Origin of the sequence: Paenimyroides aestuarii (genome assembly GCF_024628805.1) — a bacterium.
Taxonomy (GTDB): Bacteria; Bacteroidota; Bacteroidia; order Flavobacteriales; family Flavobacteriaceae; genus Flavobacterium; species Flavobacterium aestuarii_A.
The window spans coordinates 564,162-584,226 of record NZ_CP102382.1 but is presented as its reverse complement, the minus strand read 5'-3'; the positions used below and the strand labels follow the sequence as shown (position 1 = coordinate 584,226).

Sequence of the window (20,065 nt, the reverse complement as noted above, 5' to 3'; positions counted from 1 at the left end):
TTTAGGATAAATATATTGTATAAAAAAAGAAATAGTTGTATATTTAATTATCTGATTGTTAAACATTTAAACAACTATTTCTTATGATTAATTTCGATAAAATTACAGAAATTTTTTGTCTTGTTGATGAATTTTGCCAGCAATTTTTTCCTTTTCTTGAAAAAAACAGTATTGGAAACAAATCTAAAAGACCCCCAATGATGTCACCCAGTGAAATAATAAGTATTATGATTCTTTTTCATTTGAGCGGTTTCAGATGCTTTAAGCACTTTTACATTTTCTATATTCAAAAACATATGCAAGCTGAGTTTCCTAAAACAGTGTCTTACAATAGATTTACAGAGCTTATGCAATCCAACATACTTCCGCTCACAATGTTTTTAAAAACCTGCTGTATGGGCAATTGTACAGGTATTTCATTTGTTGATTCCACTCCAGTAAGGGTTTGTAAAAACAAGCGAATCAAAAACAATAAAGTGTTCAAAGATATAGCTACCGTAGGCAAGTCCACTATGGGGTGGTTCTATGGGTTCAAGCTTCACTTAATTATCAATGAAAAGGGTGAAATTCTAAGCTTTACTATTACACAAGCCAATGTAGATGACCGTGAACCTCTTAAAAATGAAGGATTTCTCAAAGGGATTTTCGGAAAACTCTTTGCAGATAAAGGGTATATCTCTAAAAAAATTGCAGACATATTATTTGTTGATGGTGTTCATCTAATCACACAACTTAAAAACAATATGAAAAACTGTTTAATGACCTTGTCTGACAAAATACTATTGAGAAAACGTTCTGTTATTGAAACAGTTAACGATGAATTGAAAAATATGTGTCAAATTGAACATTCAAGACATAGATCTATAGGAAACTTTCTTACAAACCTTATTTCGGGTCTAATTGCTTATTCATTTTTTCCTAAAAAACCTTCAATACAATATAATGAACTAAAAACAAATCAGTTAACAATGTTCTGATTAATCGAACTCAGGTTAAAAGAAATAATAAGCGTTCGGAATATGGTTTATTTCGGTTGTTTTTCCAATAATTACCGAAATAATATCCAAGCTCACTTCTAAGTCTAAATCTTTTTCTTGAATGTAGGCATTGGTTGCCTCTAAAATCAATTTGATTTTTTTGTTGTTTACAAAGCTTTCTGGTTCGCCATAATCGGTAGAGGTGCGTGTTTTTACTTCAATTATTGCTAAAAGATGATCTTTGGTGGCAATAATGTCGATTTCGGCTTTTTTATAGCGATAGTTTGTTTCTAAAATGGTGTATCCATTCGTTTGTAAATATTCTTGGGCTAATCGTTCCCCTTTTGTGCCAATATCATTGTGTGTTGCCATTATGTGTATTTTAAAATGGTGGCGTTTGCAGTAACATCAAGCGAAACGGTTGTTCCTAATTTCAATGCACGATTATCAGGTATATGTCCTGCGGGAAAATCAAAACAAATAGGAAAATCGAATTCTTTACACAAATCCAAAACAATTTGCCTTACATCATAACCAAACGGAATTTGGTTGTCATGCATATCGGTCATTCCACCCATGATTAATCCATTCAAATCATCGAAATAGCCATTGCGTTTTAAATTGTAAAACATACGGTCTATGTGATATAAATATTCATCTAAATCTTCCAAGTACAAAATTTTTCCGTGGGTATTGATGGACGATTTAGAGCCTAAAAGACTATAAATAATCGATAAATTTCCACCAACAAGGAAACCTTCTGCCGTACCTAATTTGTTGCTTGGGTTCGATGCGCATTCTATGTGATAGGCTTCATTAAAAAGCGCTTTTTTTAGGGTTTCTTTTGCGGTTTCAAGTGCTTTGGGCACAGAATACGGCATAATGGCATGCAAAGTTGCCACGCCTAAGTTGTGAATATGGCTGTGCAAAACCGTAATGTCGCTAAAACCAATAATCCACTTAGGGTGCTTTAAAAATTTTGAAAAGTCAATGGAATCGATAATTCGCACCGTTCCGTATCCGCCTCTCGCAATCCAAATAGCTTTTATATTGGGGTTGTCTAACATTTGTTGCAAATCGTCTGTGCGCTGCTGGTCGGTTCCGCCTAATTGGTTCACATTCACATCGATTGTTGCCCCTAATTCAACCAACAAACCCCACGATTGTAGTAGTTCTATAGCTGGTTGAGCAGCTTCACTCGAAAAACTTCTTGCGGTACAAATTATTCCTACCGTATCGCCTTTTTGTAAATATGGTGGTTGTATCATGTTTTTGTTTTCAACAAATTTATAAAACTGCAAAGAATCTTTATCAAAACAAATAACATTTCTTTAAGTTTTATTGATTTTCATCTGTCGTTAAAAATGATTAATTTTGTGGATAATTATTAAACATAAAAATATGTATCCAGAAGAAATAGTAAAACCCATGCAAGAAGAATTAACTTCGGCAGGTTTTGAAGCATTATATACAGCAGATGAAGTTACAAATGCATTAGCAAAAGACGGAACCACTCTAGTTGTAGTGAACTCGGTTTGCGGTTGTGCGGCTCGTAATGCGCGCCCGGGAGCAATCATGAGTTTAGGCAACGACAAAAAACCGGCACAAATTGTAACGGTTTTTGCAGGTGTTCACAAAGAAGCTGTTGACACCGCACGCGAAAAAATGTTTCCTTTTCCACCTTCATCGCCTTCAATGGCTTTGTTTAAAAATGGCGAATTGGTTCACATGTTAGAGCGTCACCATATTGAAGGGCATCCAGCAGATGTTATTGCTGAGAATTTGAAGGAAGCATACAATGAATATTGTTAATTTGTATGCCAAATAACATAAAAATCTACTGAATTTCGGTAGATTTTTTTTTTGTTGTATATTTGAACATAAATTGTAACAAGTGCACAAGATTTTATCTTATCCGTTAAGTATTGTATATTATTTATTCTTAAGTTTAAGTTTGTTGTTGTTTCATCCTATACAATGGATTTGCTTGAAATTGTTTGGGTATCAAGCCCATAAAACCAGTGTAGATATTTTGCAATGGTTTCTAATGCGCAGCGCCAACATTTTGGGAACAACATTTAATGTGGAAGGACGTGAGAAATTGCCTCAGAACAAACCAATTATCTATGTATCAAACCATCAATCGATGTTTGATATTGTATCGATTATATGGTTTTTAAGAGCAACACATCCAAAATTTGTAAGTAAAAAAGAATTGGGAAAAGGCATACCAAGTGTGTCGTTCAATCTGAAATACGGTGGGTCGGTTTTAATTGATCGAAACGACCCCAAACAAGCATTACCCGCCATAAAAGGTTTGGGTGAATACATACAGAAGCACAACCGTTCGGCAGTGATTTTTCCAGAAGGAACGCGCTCTAAAACCGGAAAACCAAAGCGTTTTTCAGAAAACGGAGTGAAAATGCTTTGTAAATTTGCTCCCGATGCGTATGTAGTGCCTTTAACAATTAACAACTCATGGAAAATGTTTCGGTTTGGAATGTTTCCAATGGGTTTGGGAAGCGCCCTAAAATTGCAAGTTCATGAGGCCATGAAAGTAAGCGATTTTGATTTTGCAACATTGTTTCAAAAAACCGAAGAAGCAATTGTTTCATCAATAAAGTAACGCAACAAAAGTTGTATAAAAAATTATTAAAATGTCTATTCAAAATGTTCGATTAGAAGTAATGCAGTTCTTGGAAAAGAACATAGATACCTTTGTGCAGAATTATTTAATCCCTGTGGAAAAAATTTGGCAGCCTTCTGATATGCTACCTGATGCGCGCAATGAAAACTTTCTAGAAGAAGTTCGCGAATTACAAGCGTATGCCAAAGAATTACCTTATGATTTTTGGGTGGTTTTAGTGGGCGATACCATTACCGAAGAAGCATTGCCCACCTATGAATCATGGTTAATGGATGTGGAAGGTGTAGATCAAAGAGGCGGTGAAGATGGCGATGGAAACGGATGGGCAAAATGGATCCGTCATTGGACAGGTGAAGAAAACCGTCATGGCGATTTGCTAAATAGATATTTGTATTTGTCTGGTAGGGTAAACATGCGCGAGGTGGAAATGACCACTCACCATTTAATCAACGATGGTTTTGACCCTGGAACAGATCGCGATCCTTACAAAAACTTTGTTTTTACTAGTTTCCAAGAGTTAGCTACGTATGTTTCGCACAACCGCGTGGCACAAATGGCAAAGAAATACGGCGACCACAAACTATCAAAAATATGCAAATTGATTGCAGGCGATGAAATGCGCCATCATCATGCATATTCCGAATTTGTAGAACGCATTTTTCAGGTAGATCCTTCAGAAATGATGAAAGCTTTTCATTATATGATGAAAAGAAAAATCACTATGCCAGCTAATTTAATCCGCGAATCGGGTGGGGCAATTGGAGATGCTTTTCACAACTTCTCAGAATCGGCACAAAGAATAGGTGTTTATACCTCTATGGATTATGTGGATATCCTAAATAAGTTGATTAAACGTTGGGAAATAGACAAGATTACCAACCTAACAGATGAAGCCGAAAAAGCAAGAGATTATTTAATGAAACTTCCAGACAGAATGGCAAAATTAGCCGATCGTATGAAGATTTCAGATGAATCACATATTTTTAAATGGGTAACCCCCGCAATTGTAAAATAACAAAAAACAGCCGATAGAAATATCGGCTTTTTTAATCGTTTTCTTCAAATGGATTACATCAATCAAACAGTAAATTTTGTAAAAAAAGAGTTAGAAGGTGCAGAAGCTGGGCATGACTGGTTCCACATTCAACGGGTTTATAAAAATGCAATAACCTTGCTGAAAAAAGAACAAGCCAATGAGCAAGTTGTTGTGTTAGCAGCATTGTTGCACGATATTGCCGATAGTAAGTTTCACAATGGCGATGAAACCATCGGTCCTAAAAAAGCACGCAACTTTATGAAGTCTATCCATATTAAGGAAGATGTGCAAGCGCATGTGGTGAAAATTATCGAGAATATTTCGTTTAAAGGCGGAAATTTCAACAGAACATTTCATTCAAAAGAGTTAGAAATTGTTCAAGATGCCGATCGTTTAGATGCCATTGGAGCCATTGGTATTGCCCGAACTTTTAATTATGGAGGTTATAAAAACAATGCTATGCACAACCCCGAAATAACGCCCAAATTAAAAATGACCAAAGAGGAATACAAACACCATAAAGGCACAACAATTAATCATTTTTATGAAAAACTATTGCTTTTAAAAGACTTAATGAATACCCAAACAGGAAAAGAAATGGCGGCGAAACGTCACCGTTATATGGAAGGTTTTCTAGAGCAATTTTTTAATGAGTGGGAAGGTAAAGTTTAAACTCTCACCTAGTTTTATACATTTTGCAATACCTACTGTTTTTTAATGGAATAATCCCACATGATTTAGGTGTAATTTTTTTTTTATTCTGTAGATGCAAAGATATATTTGGTTTCAATGACACAAAATGTCTTTAGCTGAATGTATTTTTGAAAGATAGAAGCGTAAGGGTAAAACAGTATGAAAAAAGAAATTCCAAAAGGACAAGGTGCCGTAGAAAATATTGCTAATAAATTCTTTAAACAACGTTATGAAACCTCGATTTATCAAGATAATTATGAAGAAGAATTGGCTAAAACACAAATTTTAGAAGTATTCCCAAAAACAATTGTCAATAAAATTAAAGGCAATAGCTTACCCTTTTTATATTCTGTAAACCCATATCAGGGTTGCGAACACGGTTGCGCCTATTGTTACGCCCGCCCAACGCATCAATTTTGGGGTTTTAGCGCTGGCGTAGATTTTGAGCGTGTTATTTTAGTAAAGAAAAACGCACCCGAACTTTTAGAGCAGTTCTTTTTAAAACGCGGTTACAAAGCATCAACTATTCAATTATCGGGAAATACCGATTGCTATCAACCTTTAGAACGAAAATTAGAAATTACTCGCAAAATATTGCAGCTGTGCTTAGATTACCGTCATCCGGTAAGTATCATTACCAAAAATGCCTTAGTGGTGCGCGATTTAGACCTTTTAAAACCACTGGCAGCTAAAAATTTGGTGAATGTATCTTTAAGTATTCCGACCATAAACGAAGATTTGCGTAGAGTTTTAGAGCCCAGAACGTCATCGGTAAAAATAAAATTAAAAGCACTGCAAACGTTATCCGAAAGTAATATTCCCACGCATGTAATGGTTGCGCCGATCATTCCCGGTTTAAACAGCATGGAAATTCTACCTATTTTGAAAGCAATTGCAGAAAATGGGGCACATTCTTTTGGATACACTTTAGTGGGATTAAACGATGAGGTGGAACCTGTTTTTAAAGATTGGTTGGAAGTGCATTATCCCGATCGAAAAGAAAAAGTTTTAAATCAGATTGCATCCTTGCACAAAGGTAATTTAGCCGAAAAGAATATCGCAAAACGCAATACTGGAAACGGAAATTTTGCCGACATGATTCACAAAACATTTGAAATTGGCAGAAAGAAATTTTTTAGTCGATCTAAATTTCCGGCGTTATCAACCGATTTGTTTGATGGAACAAAAGGCGAACAGTTGCGGTTGTTTTGATAAAAACCTTCAAGAAAATTATGACTTTGTAGGTTTAAAAATATTGCCTAATAATCAAAACAACATTTACAAAAATGTCGCTTAACTTAAACTGTAAGTTTTATTTGCATATCCAGTTACCCATGTGATGCAAACTTAAAATAGGCAATTAAAGGTTGCTTATGAAAAATAAGAAGTTACTTCTGCTCTGTGAATTATAAGTTTAATAGTTAAAGTAGTCTTATGGCACAAGCTGTTAATTAAAAGTGATTAAAAAAATAGAAGCCATTCATTACGAACGGCTTCTATTATTTATTATTAATTAAAACTATTTTTTTACAATTTTAATAAATTGGCTGTTTTCCTTAGTTTTAACATTCAACATATAAGTTCCTGAACTTAATCTGCTAAAATCTAATTGAACTGTTTCTTTATCAAAACTATTTTTCATTACCAATCGTCCATTCAAATCAAATACTTCCACATTGGTGATTACTTCACTGTAAGTGATGGTTAATTGATCGTTTACTGGGTTTGGATAGTAATTTAATTTACTTAAATCAAAATCGTTTACTCCTAATAAAATACGAACTTCTATAGGGGTTGGTAAACTTGGACATCCGTTCGAACCAATAATTACTGCGTAATAAGTTGTTTGATCAACCAATGGCATATTTTGGTTCAATGGGTTTAATCCTTTCATAGCATCATCGTATGTTGCATACCAAACCACATTTGGCTGGGTCATAATCAAACTGCTTATTTGTGCATTGTCTGTATCGTTAAATGTTTGAGGCGATGCACCTGTTGGGCTGTTTGGTCTGCTATTGATGGTGATTTGAACTTGTGTACGTGCTGACTCACATCCGTTTTCAACGCGTGTCACAAAGTAATATCCTGATTGTAAAACATCTGTTGATGGTAAAACTACTGTTGAAGTACTGTTTACATACCATCTGTAAGATACTCCTGATGGTGTTGGTAAGGTGATACTTCCTACTGTAGAGCCCGCACATAATGTTATTGGAGCTACTGCCGGAGCAGCTGTACTTATTAAACGAACTGCTACTGGCACTTTTACCGATACGCAGTTGCCTACTCTTTGAGAAACATAGTAAGTTCCATTTGTTAATGGCGTATTGGCTGCCAATGGTGTTACCGCTGTTGCATTACTATACCACTCTGCTGTTGCATTTGGTAAAATTTGTGCATTTAATTGCGCTACTGTACCTGCTCCACAAATATTCTGGATTGTTGCAGTTGGTGCCGGAACACTTCCTTGGGCAGTTGCAATAACCTGAACACGTAATGATTCACATCCGTTTACACGCTGAGAAACATAATAGGTTCCGTTTACTATTTGTCCATTGTTTGGTATTGGTGTTGTAGAAGTAGCTGATGGATACCATACTAATTCTGCACCCGGTATTTGATTTAAATTAACGTTACCGTAATTTAACGTACCACATATTGAAATGGTTTGTGGTGTTAATGATGCTGGTGCTGCGTTAATATCAACCAATACAGCTATTCTACCTGACTCACATGCTCCTAACATTTGCGAAGCATAATAAGTGGTGTTATCAACCAACGGAGTGGTAGATGCCAATGGAGTAGTAGATGTTGCTGAACTATACCATCTGATTTGAGAGCCGCTTACACCTGAAGCTATTAAGGCTGATACTGTTCCGCCGCCACAAACTACTTGTGTAAATTGCGCAGTTGGCAGTGCCAATGGTGTTACCGTTGCTGTAAATGGCACACGTACCGATTTACAATTACCTTGGGTTGCTTCTACATAGTACGTACCTGTTTGGGTAATGTTGGTGATAGGTGTTGTTGCTGTTGCTGAACTATAAAATTCAAAAGTTGCATTTGCACCACCTGTTACAACTACATTACTTACCGGTGTTGCCTGACAAAAAGTTTGACTTTGTACCACTGGTGTAACCACGTCTGCTACGTTTATGGTAATTGCTTTTGTGGTTTCACAACCCGATGGTGCTGTTAACAATGCATTATACACTTGATTCATGGCTACACCCGATGTGGTATAAACCGTTAAAGCATTTGTACCTGCTGTGTATGGAACAGTTGCTGCCGCATCCACATATAAATTGTTTATTGGCGACCACGTTACGTTTGATTGTTCTAAACCAAATTGAACATCTAAACGATCGGTTGTACGTGTTCCTGCAGTAGGGTTTGGATCAGTAGCACTTGTTGCATACATACCTACATTGGAACCTGGTGTGGTTGTAAAATAGGTTTGTGCGTTGTTACCTGAACCCATACCTTCTTGGGTGATTTCTACCAATATGTTTGATTGTCCATCCCAATAGAAAGGACTGTCAAATTGTATAGTTTGCATACCTTGGAAGGTGTGTGTATGATTCACTTCTGAATATACAGTTGATAAATTACCCGTAGCAAAGTTAGTCGTACCAAATGTAGTATTTGGTGTTAACATCATTTTCACAGTGTACATTGGGTTGCTAAAACTTGCTCCTGAATTAATGGTTTCAAATGACAAGCTGTTAATGTATCCTGATGTATTTACACCTTGTGCAATCAATTCTGCTGCCGTATAAATATATTGTTGTTTAGAGTACATTGCACTTTGTACAAAAGCAGACACTTCGCTTGTTGCAGCTGTGGTAGTTAATTTACTACCTATTGATGCCATAGCAGGTATGCTTTCTAAAGCTTCTAACTCTTGAATTTCGTTTTTACAAATGTCGTAAGAACTAGCCAATGTGGTTAATGCTTCCGGTTTTTTACCTGCATATACACGAACTGTTTTAATGTGCTCACAAATACCGTTTGATTGTGTAGCAGATAATACATATTCTTGTTCCACGTTGGTAGCGAAAGTCCAACCATTTACTGCGTCACCGCTTACTCCCGCACTTGGTGTCCATACAAATGTATCGTAGTTACCCAAGTTGGTGGTAATGGTTACAGGATCTGATACTCCGCCCTCACATGAGGTAATGCTCGCTGTGGAAAGTTCAAATGCCGGTTTTAATGAAACCGTTACCGGAATTTCTATCGCTGGGGATATACAGCCTGCGTTTCCAACAAATACTGTGTTTGGACGAATACTAGTTGTTGTAGCTCCAATAAACGGGCTTGAAACACCTGCGTTAGTAACAAGTAATTGAGCTGCACTTGAATTATCAGAATAAAGAATAGCAGTTCTATTAACAGGTGTTGTATGGGTTCTTAATGATCCGTAAGGACTTCCCCAAGCACCATTATATGATACAATTTGAACAACCACATCGCTTACACCATCCCATAGATAAGGCGTAGTGAAAGTAATTGTTTTTATACCCGTTGGAACTGGTTCACTTGGGCTAGAATATACATTAGTTAATGTAGAGTTATCAACCATTGGGAAAGACGCTACCGGTGAAGATGCCGCACCTAAAGAAACACTAAAATCTACTAAAGGATTATTTGATCCTGAGACTGCTATGTCAAACTTTAAAGCTGTTATAGGCCCTGCTACTAGACCAAGAGAACCTAATTCTTCAGCGGTGTATATATAGTGATGCTTATAACCTTCATAATTTGAGTAGTTAAAAGACGAATTATTAGTGGTAGTAGAAGTTCCATTTCCAACTTGGATATCTGAATTTGGCACAACTTTTTGACTGCGTAACCAGAAACTTCTGTTTTGCGTTACATCGTCTTCCGAAACAAAGTTAGATCCAACAAATAATGGCTCTACATCTGTTGCGCTGTCAAACCACGCTGCTTCAAAAGTAGTATCTACTAAAGTGGCGTCTAACACCGCTTTTTGTGGTCCACACAATGCCAACGAAGGCGTGTAAGTTACAAAGTCAGAGTAGTTACACAAAGTAGTTACCGATGGACCTTTTGCCCAATCACTTTGATCTGTTGCCGAACATACTGCACGTACATAAACTGTATAGCCTGTTGACGGTGCTAAACCAGGTACAGTAATATTGGTTACACCAACAGCTGTTACCGTGCTATAAATTGCTCCTGGTGTTCCTGGATTGCCACTTGTGCGCACTTCCACTTCGTAAGCCATTTGGTTCAGGTTGTATATATCCTGCCAAGAAACATCAAATGAGTTTTTGCTTAGATTCGATATTGAAATTGTACTTTCTTCAATTGGTCTACAACTTGGTGCATCTTCGTAATAAATATCATCAATAAAGATGTATTTATTCATACTTTCATTATCAAAAGAAAATGCAAAATAATCATCGGTAGTGCTAATTGGTAAATAAACAATATATTCTTGATAAGCTGTTGATGAAACATTAATGGTTTTAATCAATGTTTTTGTTGCACTTGCTGTATTTCCATCCATACTGTAAATACTCAATTTTTCACCATAACTACCTGAAAAATACAAACGCGCTGAAAAACGTAAACGCTTCGTACCGTTGCCTAAATTATCGGTTTGTGGTGAAACCAAGGTAACTTCACCATCATAAGATGAACCTTGATAAGTATAGAAATGTTTAGAGCCAGTCTTCGGACCAGTTGTGCCAGTATAACCATATGGATAAGTACTATTAGACCCCGTTCTTAAATAGGTCCAACAGTTAGGTACTGTGTTATTTGAAGTGCCTCCTGTATCGGTGTTTTCAAAACCTTCAAAGAATGAACCAGTTATCACGCCACATAAAGTGTTGAATTTAATAGGGAATGATGTCCAAAGTCCATCTGTAGTTCCACATTTACTGCGTATATATACCGTATAACTTGTAGAATGATCTAACCCTGAAATATTAACAGAAGTTGTCGGCGCATTTACGGTGCTTGTTTGAGCCAATCCGGTTGCACCTGAACCAGCAGTACCTGATGTACGAATTTCATATTCATAACCAGTTACACCTGCTGCCAATGATGCATCCCATGAAATGGTAGCCGATGTTTGCGTAATATTCGCTGCTTGCAAGTTCATAGGGAAAACACATGGCGACAAATCTTCGTAATATACATCATCGAGATAAACATATGTAGTTCCGTTTTGACTATCAAAAGAAAAAGCAAAGTAATCATCGGTGCCTGCTGGCAAAGGAATTATAAACTCTTGCCATGTAGTTGTTAGCGGAAAGTTATTCTGTAACAAAGTTAATGTACCAGTGGCTGTAGGATCATTCATTGTATAAAATCCTAGTTTTTGAGTAGCTTCGTAAGTCGTTGAAGATACACGCGCCCAGAAGCGAACTTGTTTTGTGCCATTGCCTAAATTGTTAGTTTCAGGAGAAATTAATAGCATTTCATTACTTGTGCTAGGGCGGTAAGTGTAAAATCCTTTACCTGTTCTACCGGCTGATGTTGTGGTATAACCGTAGCCAGAAGAAGCCTTATTTAGGTATGTCCAACAATTTGGAATGGTAGGATTTGTACTACCACCTGTATCAACACCATCAAAATTTTCATAGAAATTAGCTGTGTAAACTGGGCACAATGTAGTGAACTTGACAGGGAAAGTGGTCCATACCCCTTTATTTGTACCACAGACAGCTCTTACATATACATAATAAGTAGTTGCACCTGATAAGATATTTGTAGTGGCTGTAGTTGAAGGAGCCGTAGTACTGCCGCTAGCAACAGCACCTGCTGTTCCTGGTGTGCCAGATGTACGTACTTCCCACTCATAACCCGTAACTCCCGGAGCCAATGATGGATTCCAAGTAAAAGTTGCGCCAGTGATTGTAATGTTGTTCGCTGCTAAATTAACAGGAAAAATACATGGTGATAAATCTTCATAATACACATCGTCAAGATATACATATGCGGTTCCATTTTGGTTATCAAACGAAAATGCAAAATAATCGTCTGTAGTTACAGGTAATGGAACAATAAATTCTTGCCAAGTAGTTGTTAAAGGAATGTTGTTTTCCACTAATGATAAAACTCCTGTAGATGTAGGGTCGCTCATAGTGTAAACACCTAATTTCTGTGTAGTTTCGTAAGTTGTCGATGATACACGAGCCCAGAATCGAACTTGTTTCGTTCCGTTTCCTAAATTGTTTGTTTGAGGTGAGATCAACAACATTTCGCCCGTTGTATTGGGTCTGTATGTATAAAAACCTTTCCCAGATCTTGCAGCAGTAGTTGTGGTATAACCATAACCCGATGATGCTTTATTCAGATAAGTCCAACATTCTGGTACAGTCGGGGTTGTTGTATTACCTGTTGCTACAGCGTCAAAACTTTCGTAGAAATTAACTGCTGCTAAAGGCTGCCCAACGGTTACAATGTTAGATGTACTAACACCGTTACTATTTGTACAAGTAACAACACAACGGTAATCTGTATCAGCTGTTTGGTTAGTTACTGTATGTGTATTGCCAGTTGCGTTTGGTATTGGTGACCAAGTACCTAATCCGGCAGGAGAACTTTCCCATTGTAAAGAAATTCCACCTCCTAAAGTATAGCTGTTAAGTGTTAAAGTAAAAGGTTGACTTGCACAAGCTCTTGAGCTAGCGGTTGCAGTACCTCCATTTGGTGTTCCGGTACAAGGGATGGTTGATGTAATAATAACAGTACCGTTTCCTGAAGTATCTGGATTAGCAATAAAACCAGATTGCGTGTGATCTCTAGTGATGCCACTAGTTACTCCCGATCCGTTAATATAGCCTGATCCGCCACCGCCACCATTACTAGTGTTGCCTGCGACACTTCCGCCACCGGCTCCACCGCCGTACCAGCCACCACCACCGGCTCCAGCCATATCCAGCGATTGTCCACCTTGCCCGGCTGTACCTGGAGAACCAGAAGTTCCAGCTCCTGCAGCACCTCCTGAGGTTTGGGTTCCGCCTTGTCCTGGATTCGATCCATTGCTGTTAACTCCGGTGAGACCGCCGCCGCCGCCAACTCCGGTACCAGAATTTGAACCACCTCCAGCACCTCCAGCAACTACTATGATGTTGCTACGTACCGTTGCATCTGTTAATAAACCACTTGAGCGGGAAACATGTGTAGCGCCACCTCCAGATCCACGAGTTGCACCTCCTGGGTTTGGTCTAGCACCACCTCCATTATAACCTCCATTAATATCCGCAGGAAGTCCTCCTGTTGCGCCGGCTCCACCAACTACAATGTATAGTGTGCCCCCTGTGTGTGTGTATGAAACTTTTGAATATCCTCCTATACCACCTTGCGAACCTCCTCCATTGGCTCCCCATACTTCAATATCGTATGTTCCCGCCGCTAGGGTAACGCTCTGAACATTTCCTGTATAAGAGAAAGTTTGAGCAATCATTTGAAAACTTGGAAAAAGTAAGCCTAAAATGAATAATATCAAGGTTTTAGTGGTTAACCACCGTATCTTAAACCTAGATAATTGTGTAATTTTTTTCATAAAATACAATATTTAGAATTTGTTGTTTGAACGATAAATTTAAGAGTTTATTTTTAGTTATTTAATTTTTTATATAGTATTTTTTAATTTTTAACATTAAAACATGTTTTTTTTATTAAATTAAAAGCAATTATTGCGTTTTTTGTTTGCGGTTAATCTATTGTATATGTAAAAGGTTAATGGAGTAGAACAAATAAAATAAAAACAAACAAATTTGTATAGTAAAATAAATTGTTTAATTTTGCACTCCCTTTATTGGGAATGGAATGTTTAATTAAAAATAATTTATTGTGGAAAGTTTAAGCTACAAGACAGTATCAGCAAACAAAGCAACTGTTCAAAAAGAATGGGTTGTTGTAGACGCTGAAGGTCATAACTTAGGACGCCTTGCTTCAAAAGTTGCAATGATTTTGAGAGGTAAGTACAAACCAAGTTATACACCTCACGTAGATTGTGGTGATAACGTAATTGTTATCAACGCAGAAAAGATCAACTTAACGGGTAACAAATTGAATGACAAAACGTACATTCGTCACACAGGTTACCCAGGTGGTCAAAGAGAATTAACAGCAAAAGTAATGCAACAAAAAAATCCTGCATTATTAGTAGAAAAAGCTGTAAAAGGAATGTTGCCTAAAAATAAATTAGGTGCACAATTATTCCGTAATTTAAATGTAAATGTTGGTTCAGCTCACAAACACGAGGCTCAGAAACCAAAAACCGTTAATTTAAACGAAATTAAGTAATGGCAGTTATTCACAAAATCGGTAGAAGAAAAACCGCAGTAGCTCGTGTTTATGTTACAGAAGGTTCTGGTAACATCACAGTGAACAAAAAAGATTTCGCAACTTACTTCCCAACGGCAACTTTACAATACAAAGTAATGCAACCACTTTCTATGACAGAAAATGCAGAAAACTTTGATGTGAAAGTAAACGTGTACGGTGGTGGAACAACAGGGCAGGCAGAAGCTGTACGTATGGCTATTGCACGTGCAATGTGTGAAGTTGACGCAGAAAACAGAGCAATCTTAAAACCAGAAGGTTTATTAACGCGTGACCCACGTATGGTAGAGCGTAAGAAATTCGGTCAGAAGAAAGCTCGTAAGAGATTCCAATTCTCTAAACGTTAATATTTTATATTATTATTTAATAAAAAATCTAAGTTTTTGTTGTCGCTGGCTGAGGTCAGAGGTAGTTTAGCATCTAAATGAAGCCTCATAGCAAAGGCATAACGCTACCGCTTGATGGAACATTGCTAATCACAAGAACGTAAACTATTACAAAAATGGCAAACAAAGTAGAAGTTAAAGAATTACTAGAAGCAGGTGTTCACTTTGGACACATGACTAGAAAGTGGGATCCAAACATGGCTCCTTATATCTATATGGAGCGTAATGGAATCCACATTATCAATCTATATAAAACAGCAGCTAAAATCGAAGAAGCAAACGAAGCTTTAAAGAAAATAGCAGCATCAGGTCGTAAAGTATTATTCGTAGCGACTAAAAAACAAGCAAAAGATATCGTTGCTGAAAAAGCAGCAGCAGCAAACATGCCATACATCACTGAGCGTTGGCCAGGTGGTATGTTGACCAATTTCGTTACAATCCGTAAAGCTGTTAAAAAAATGGCTTCTATCGATCGTATGAAAAAAGACGGTACATTTATGACTCTTTCTAAAAAAGAGCGTTTACAAGTTGACCGTTTACGTGCAAAATTAGAAAAGAACTTAGGTTCTATTGCTGATATGACACGTTTACCGGCTGCATTATTTGTAGTTGATATCAAAGCTGAACACATCGCAGTAAAAGAAGCTCAAAAATTAAACATTCCAGTTTTTGCAATGGTTGATACAAACTCTGACCCACGCGAGGTTGATTATGTAATTCCAGCAAATGACGATGCTTCTAAATCAATCGATAAAGTATTATCTTTAGTAACTGGCGCTATCATTGAAGGAAATTCTGAAAGAAAATCTGAAAAAGAAGAAGCTGCTAAAACTGAAGCACAACCTACTGCACAAGAGTAATCTTAACAGTATCTTAAAGTCGTTATGCTGATGGTTTCCTATTTTTGGGTCTGTCAAATAACGACTTTTTCTATTTAATCAAATAATTAATTTAATTCTCAATAAAATGGCAAATATTACTGCTGCAGACGTAAATAAATTAAGACAAACTACAGGTGCCGGAATGATGGACTGTAAAAAAGCTTTGGTAGAAGCTGAAGGCGATTTTGACAAAGCAATCCAAATTTTGCGCGAAAAAGGGCAAAAAGTTGCTGCAAACCGTTCAGACCGTGAATCTACTGAAGGTGCTGCTGTATCTTTTATCAATGCAGACCACACCAAAGGTGCAATTATCACTTTGAACTGTGAAACAGATTTCGTTGGTAAAAATGAATCATTCGTTGCATTGGCAAACGAATTGGTAGAAAAAGCAATCAACTTCTCTTCTAAAGAAGAATTTTTGGCTTCTCCATACAATGAATCAATGACTGTTGCTGAAAAATTAATTGAGCAAACAGGTGTGATTGGTGAAAAAATCGAAATCGGTGGTTTCGAAATTTTAGAAGGTGCTTTTGTGGGAACGTATGTTCATGGTAACAAAATCGCTGCTTTAACTGCTTTATCTTCTAAAATTGACAACGCAGAAGCATTGGCAAAAGACGTTTCTATGCAAGTTGCTTCTATGGGTGCAGAAACATTATCTTACAAAGATTTTGATCCAACATTTGTTGCAAACGAAACAGCTGCGCGCATTGCAGTAATCGAAAAAGACAATGAAGAATTAGCTCGTTTAGGTAAAACTTTGAAAAATGTTCCTAAATACATTTCGTATGCACAAATTACAGATGCTGTTTTGGCACAAGCTGAAGAAGATGCAAAAGCAGAATTGAAAGCAGAAGGCAAACCAGAGCAAATCTGGGATAAAATTTTACCAGGTAAAATTGCGCGTTTTATTTCTGATAACACTACTTTAGATCAAGAAAAAGCGTTATTAGACCAAAACTTTATTAAAGACGATTCTAAAAAAGTAGGTGATTATGTAAAAGGATACAACGTAGAAATCGCAGGTTTCAAACGTGTTTCTTTAGGATAATTCGTCATTTTTAATGATACCAAAAACCCCAAATTCAACTGAGTTTGGGGTTTTGTTTTTACCTCAGCGGGCTTATACTTAAAGTGAACAAGTTTATGATGTTTTATTTCTTTAACTCTAAAATCTGAATGGTGTTTGTGCCATCGGTCGATTTCCATTTTTGAAATTTACGCTCGTTTTCCATAATAATCCATGTTTTTGAAAATTCAGAGCCTTCGCTTTCAATCGAAATGTATTTGTCGTCATTCCATTCCCATTTAAAAGGCAATTCATCGTTTCGATCGATCCCTAAAACCGAGTAATTCAGTTTTTTTTCGCCATCTCCATTCCCTTTAAATTCCATAGTTCCTACATTGTTCAGAGTAATAGATTGTTCGCCAGGTGTAGTGGTTTCAAATTTTGAAACATTCCAAGTACCCACCATTCGGTGTGCACACGATGAGATACAAGTCATCACTATTAATAAAGCCGTAATTTTTGTAAATTTTAAAGTCATTTCTAAATTTTTTTATATACTCAATATAAGTAAAATAAAGCAATTTTCCTAATTTTTAAAAGTCTTTTTTTTGATTTAAAGATCCGATATATATTGCCGAGGATGAAAAATCAATTGTTTTTGTAACAAAACACTGCAATCATTTACTAATTAAAAAAATAATGATGAAAAACATTTTACTTGCTTGCACGTTGCTTTTTGCAGGTTTGCTACACGCTCAAAACATAAAGATTGAAGGATTGGTTACTTTTGAAGGCGAACCTATTCCTGAAACTTTTATTACTATTAAAACAGAAAAGGTTTACCATGCTACTACAAACGATAGCGGCTATTTTATGGTCGAAATTCCTGAAAATGTAACACAATACACTATTACTTGGGAACATTCGCAGTTTAAGGCAGTAACAAAATCATTCCAATACAGTGCAGATGCACCGCTAAATTTACAATTCACAGAACAGCAAGAAGAAGTGCTGAGCGGAATCGTTATTGATCAAACCAATAAAAACATTCGCAGATTTGCCGATAAAACGGTGGTTGATGTGGAAAAGTTGACCGTTTTAAACGCAGGTAGTGTGTTTGATGCGGTGAATAAATTACCCGGAGTGTTGGTTACAGCCAATGGGCAAATTGCGCACAACGGAAAACTGGCAACGATTTTTTTAGATGGCGAACCAACTGGGATGAGTGGTGATCAGCTGACCAATTTTCTGAAAAACCTTCCTGCAAATACGGTGAAAAGCATCGAAATTATTGATCGCCCTGGTGCAAAATACAGCGCAACTTTTAACGGAACCATTATCAATGTCATTACCAAATCGGCGAAAATTGAAGGTATTAGTGGCAGTATCACGCAAGAGAACATCGTGAATAGTCGTATTAAAAATAATACTTCGGCACAAATCATGTTTAAAAAGAACAAATTAAGCTGGAATATGAACACGGGTTATACCCACCATGAGGGCAACACCAATTCTTTGAACGAGTTTAGTTATAACAGTAACGGAGTTGCTGTAAAAGCACGCGAAAATTACTGGAACAATGGCTGGTATCAAAACTATTATCTGCGAAACAATTGGCAGTACAAAATCACCGATTTAGCCAACCTAACGTTTAAATACAACTATAACCACACCTACAGCAAACCAAAATCATACGGCACTATGTTTAATGCTTTTGGCGATACTGAGCTTACCTACAAGCAACAAACTGCCAACCGAAGCAATAACAACATGCACGAATTGCAGTTTATTTATGCGCAAAAACTGGATACTATTGGTACGAATTTCACATTGACATCAAACACCGAATTTCAAAACAATACCAACAGCAATCAATTGTTTGTGGAAGGTGAAAATGTTTCTACTATTTTGGCTGATAATAATTTTGTGTACAGCCAAACCCGAGCCGATTTTGAAACACCTTTTAAGGCAGCAAACGGTACTTTATCTTTAGGCGCACACTACACGCATTCGGTTTCTGGCAACAACGGTTCTTATATTTGGGAGCAGGCACGAACCTATATTCCGTATGATTTTAAATACACCAACAAGGCAGCTTATGCAAGTGTTTCCGGAAAAATTCATTCATTAATGATTTCGGCCGGAGTGCGATTAGAAAACTTAACGTATCAATCAGAAACCGCAGTTGATTCCCTCGATTTAAAGCAAGATTTCACCAATTTGTTTCCAACGGTGAGCTTAAAATATAATTTAATGTCTGGTGTTTATTTAAGCGCGGGATACAGTAAACGCATGAATTTGCCAGGTGCGCAAGCATTTAATCCTAACATCACCTCGCAGAACAGTTTGTTGGTAGCAAATGCAGGAAATCCAAACCTGAAACCGCAAATAAGCCATAATATGAATGCTACCTTAACCGTGTTTGATTATATTTATTTCAATTACAACCTGTCAAAAATGCCTAATCAAAACGTGGTGTTTTACGAAATAGCCGATAATGGTACGTTAGAATCGAAATCGAATAATATAGAAAACGGTTTTTCGCAGAGTTTCAATATGGGATTGCCAATTCCTTATGCCATGTTTACCAAAGGAATTAAAAACATGATCAACGACCGAAACGGATTGAATGTGGATGAGTTGTCGTTCACATATTTGAATGCCGGATATTTTAAAACCACGTATGATGAGGTGATTCCCGATCGATTTCAAAGAGGTGCTTTTTATATATTCACCTATTCGCAGTTTTATTTGGGCAACAACACACGGGCTTTTGTTACCTATTACAACATGTTTAAAGGAGTGATGAATTTGTACGAACTCAACAAACCAGCGCAAAACTTGAATATTTCAGTGAACAAGAAATTTATGGATAATAAATTAACTTTGAATGTAGGGGTTGATAATGTGCTGAATACCGATGGTTTTGATGTGAACGTTTTTGGAAACGGTTTGCAAATGCGTACCGAAACCTTAAACGAACGCCGCATGTTTAAAGTGGGATTAACCTTCAATTTTGGATCGTTTAAAGATCAAAACCAGCAACTATTTCCACAAGGAACTCCGCCTTTTAAGACGAATTAGTATAGAAAAGATAAACCCC

The 20,065-nt window shown here is 36.9% G+C and carries 15 protein-coding genes; 11 read left to right on the top strand and 4 right to left on the bottom strand.

Annotated elements, in window-relative coordinates:
* Nucleotides 1-83: 83 nt before the first annotated feature.
* Nucleotides 84-977, top strand: a complete 894-nt coding sequence (locus NPX36_RS02805; protein WP_257498814.1) for an IS982 family transposase — start codon at nt 84-86, stop codon at nt 975-977.
* 15 nt (nt 978-992) lie between these two features.
* Here the strand turns inward: NPX36_RS02805 and NPX36_RS02800 are convergent, their stop codons facing one another.
* The gene (locus NPX36_RS02800) at nt 993-1,349 is read right to left on the bottom strand and encodes a YraN family protein (RefSeq protein WP_257499909.1); all 357 of its coding nucleotides are present in this window, start codon (nt 1,347-1,349) and stop codon (nt 993-995) included.
* Nucleotides 1,349-2,245 (bottom strand): S66 peptidase family protein, encoded by an 897-nt coding sequence (locus tag NPX36_RS02795; protein WP_257499908.1) that lies wholly within the window; start codon nt 2,243-2,245, stop codon nt 1,349-1,351. The genes NPX36_RS02800 and NPX36_RS02795 overlap by 1 nt, the downstream gene beginning before the upstream one ends.
* Nucleotides 2,246-2,378: 133 nt before the next feature.
* Between NPX36_RS02795 and NPX36_RS02790 the strand changes: the two genes are divergently transcribed.
* The 5 genes from NPX36_RS02790 to NPX36_RS02770 all read left to right on the top strand — a co-directional run bounded on the left by NPX36_RS02790 (nt 2,379) and on the right by NPX36_RS02770 (nt 6,565).
* Entirely contained in the window at nt 2,379-2,789 is a 411-nt protein-coding gene (locus NPX36_RS02790; RefSeq protein ID WP_257499907.1) for a BrxA/BrxB family bacilliredoxin, read from the top strand.
* 82 nt (nt 2,790-2,871) lie between these two features.
* Nucleotides 2,872-3,603, top strand: coding sequence for a lysophospholipid acyltransferase family protein (locus NPX36_RS02785; RefSeq protein ID WP_257499906.1), 732 nt, complete (start codon nt 2,872-2,874; stop codon nt 3,601-3,603).
* A gap of 31 nt (nt 3,604-3,634) precedes the next feature.
* Complete coding sequence (locus NPX36_RS02780; RefSeq protein WP_257499905.1) at nt 3,635-4,639, top strand: acyl-ACP desaturase; 1,005 nt, start codon at nt 3,635-3,637, stop codon at nt 4,637-4,639.
* Nucleotides 4,640-4,687: 48 nt separating this feature from the next.
* Entirely contained in the window at nt 4,688-5,332 is a 645-nt protein-coding gene (locus tag NPX36_RS02775; RefSeq protein ID WP_257499904.1) for an HD domain-containing protein, read from the top strand.
* A gap of 180 nt (nt 5,333-5,512) precedes the next feature.
* Nucleotides 5,513-6,565 carry a PA0069 family radical SAM protein gene (locus NPX36_RS02770; RefSeq protein ID WP_257499903.1) on the top strand — a complete coding sequence of 351 codons (1,053 nt, stop codon included), beginning with the start codon at nt 5,513-5,515 and terminating at the stop codon, nt 6,563-6,565.
* 307 nt (nt 6,566-6,872) lie between these two features.
* On the opposite strand, the gene NPX36_RS02765 is transcribed toward NPX36_RS02770, so the two are convergent.
* Nucleotides 6,873-13,901: an Ig-like domain-containing protein gene (locus tag NPX36_RS02765; protein ID WP_257499902.1), complete on the bottom strand. Its 7,029-nt coding sequence runs from the start codon at nt 13,899-13,901 to the stop codon at nt 6,873-6,875.
* A 290-nt stretch (nt 13,902-14,191) separates the two neighbouring features.
* Here NPX36_RS02765 and rplM point away from each other — a divergent pair, with 290 nt between their 5' ends.
* The 4 genes from rplM to tsf all read left to right on the top strand — a co-directional run bounded on the left by rplM (nt 14,192) and on the right by tsf (nt 17,004).
* Nucleotides 14,192-14,647, top strand: a complete 456-nt coding sequence (rplM, locus tag NPX36_RS02760) for a 50S ribosomal protein L13 (protein WP_257499901.1) — start codon at nt 14,192-14,194, stop codon at nt 14,645-14,647.
* A complete protein-coding gene (gene rpsI, locus NPX36_RS02755; protein ID WP_257499900.1) occupies nt 14,647-15,033 on the top strand; it encodes a 30S ribosomal protein S9 in 387 nt (128 codons plus the stop codon). The genes rplM and rpsI overlap by 1 nt, the downstream gene beginning before the upstream one ends.
* A gap of 155 nt (nt 15,034-15,188) precedes the next feature.
* Nucleotides 15,189-15,932 carry a 30S ribosomal protein S2 gene (rpsB, locus tag NPX36_RS02750; RefSeq protein WP_257499899.1) on the top strand — a complete coding sequence of 248 codons (744 nt, stop codon included), beginning with the start codon at nt 15,189-15,191 and terminating at the stop codon, nt 15,930-15,932.
* Nucleotides 15,933-16,038: 106 nt separating this feature from the next.
* Nucleotides 16,039-17,004 carry a translation elongation factor Ts gene (tsf, locus tag NPX36_RS02745; protein WP_257499898.1) on the top strand — a complete coding sequence of 322 codons (966 nt, stop codon included), beginning with the start codon at nt 16,039-16,041 and terminating at the stop codon, nt 17,002-17,004.
* Between the two features lie 103 nt (nt 17,005-17,107).
* Here the strand turns inward: tsf and NPX36_RS02740 are convergent, their stop codons facing one another.
* Nucleotides 17,108-17,500 (bottom strand): hypothetical protein, encoded by a 393-nt coding sequence (locus NPX36_RS02740; protein WP_257499897.1) that lies wholly within the window; start codon nt 17,498-17,500, stop codon nt 17,108-17,110.
* Between the two features lie 161 nt (nt 17,501-17,661).
* Here NPX36_RS02740 and NPX36_RS02735 point away from each other — a divergent pair, with 161 nt between their 5' ends.
* Nucleotides 17,662-20,046 carry a TonB-dependent receptor domain-containing protein gene (locus NPX36_RS02735; RefSeq protein ID WP_257499896.1) on the top strand — a complete coding sequence of 795 codons (2,385 nt, stop codon included), beginning with the start codon at nt 17,662-17,664 and terminating at the stop codon, nt 20,044-20,046.
* Nucleotides 20,047-20,065 lie beyond the last annotated feature (19 nt).

Coding starts and splice junctions, on each gene's coding strand:
- NPX36_RS02805 (WP_257498814.1), top strand. CDS start 84: ATGATTAATTTCGATAAAATTACAGAAATTTTTTGTCTTGTTGATGAA.
- NPX36_RS02800 (WP_257499909.1), bottom strand. CDS start 1,349: ATGGCAACACACAATGATATTGGCACAAAAGGGGAACGATTAGCCCAA.
- NPX36_RS02795 (WP_257499908.1), bottom strand. CDS start 2,245: ATGATACAACCACCATATTTACAAAAAGGCGATACGGTAGGAATAATT.
- NPX36_RS02790 (WP_257499907.1), top strand. CDS start 2,379: ATGTATCCAGAAGAAATAGTAAAACCCATGCAAGAAGAATTAACTTCG.
- NPX36_RS02780 (WP_257499905.1), top strand. CDS start 3,635: ATGTCTATTCAAAATGTTCGATTAGAAGTAATGCAGTTCTTGGAAAAG.
- NPX36_RS02775 (WP_257499904.1), top strand. CDS start 4,688: ATGGATTACATCAATCAAACAGTAAATTTTGTAAAAAAAGAGTTAGAA.
- NPX36_RS02770 (WP_257499903.1), top strand. CDS start 5,513: ATGAAAAAAGAAATTCCAAAAGGACAAGGTGCCGTAGAAAATATTGCT.
- NPX36_RS02765 (WP_257499902.1), bottom strand. CDS start 13,901: ATGAAAAAAATTACACAATTATCTAGGTTTAAGATACGGTGGTTAACC.
- rpsI (WP_257499900.1), top strand. CDS start 14,647: ATGGCAGTTATTCACAAAATCGGTAGAAGAAAAACCGCAGTAGCTCGT.
- rpsB (WP_257499899.1), top strand. CDS start 15,189: ATGGCAAACAAAGTAGAAGTTAAAGAATTACTAGAAGCAGGTGTTCAC.
- tsf (WP_257499898.1), top strand. CDS start 16,039: ATGGCAAATATTACTGCTGCAGACGTAAATAAATTAAGACAAACTACA.
- NPX36_RS02740 (WP_257499897.1), bottom strand. CDS start 17,500: ATGACTTTAAAATTTACAAAAATTACGGCTTTATTAATAGTGATGACT.
- NPX36_RS02735 (WP_257499896.1), top strand. CDS start 17,662: ATGATGAAAAACATTTTACTTGCTTGCACGTTGCTTTTTGCAGGTTTG.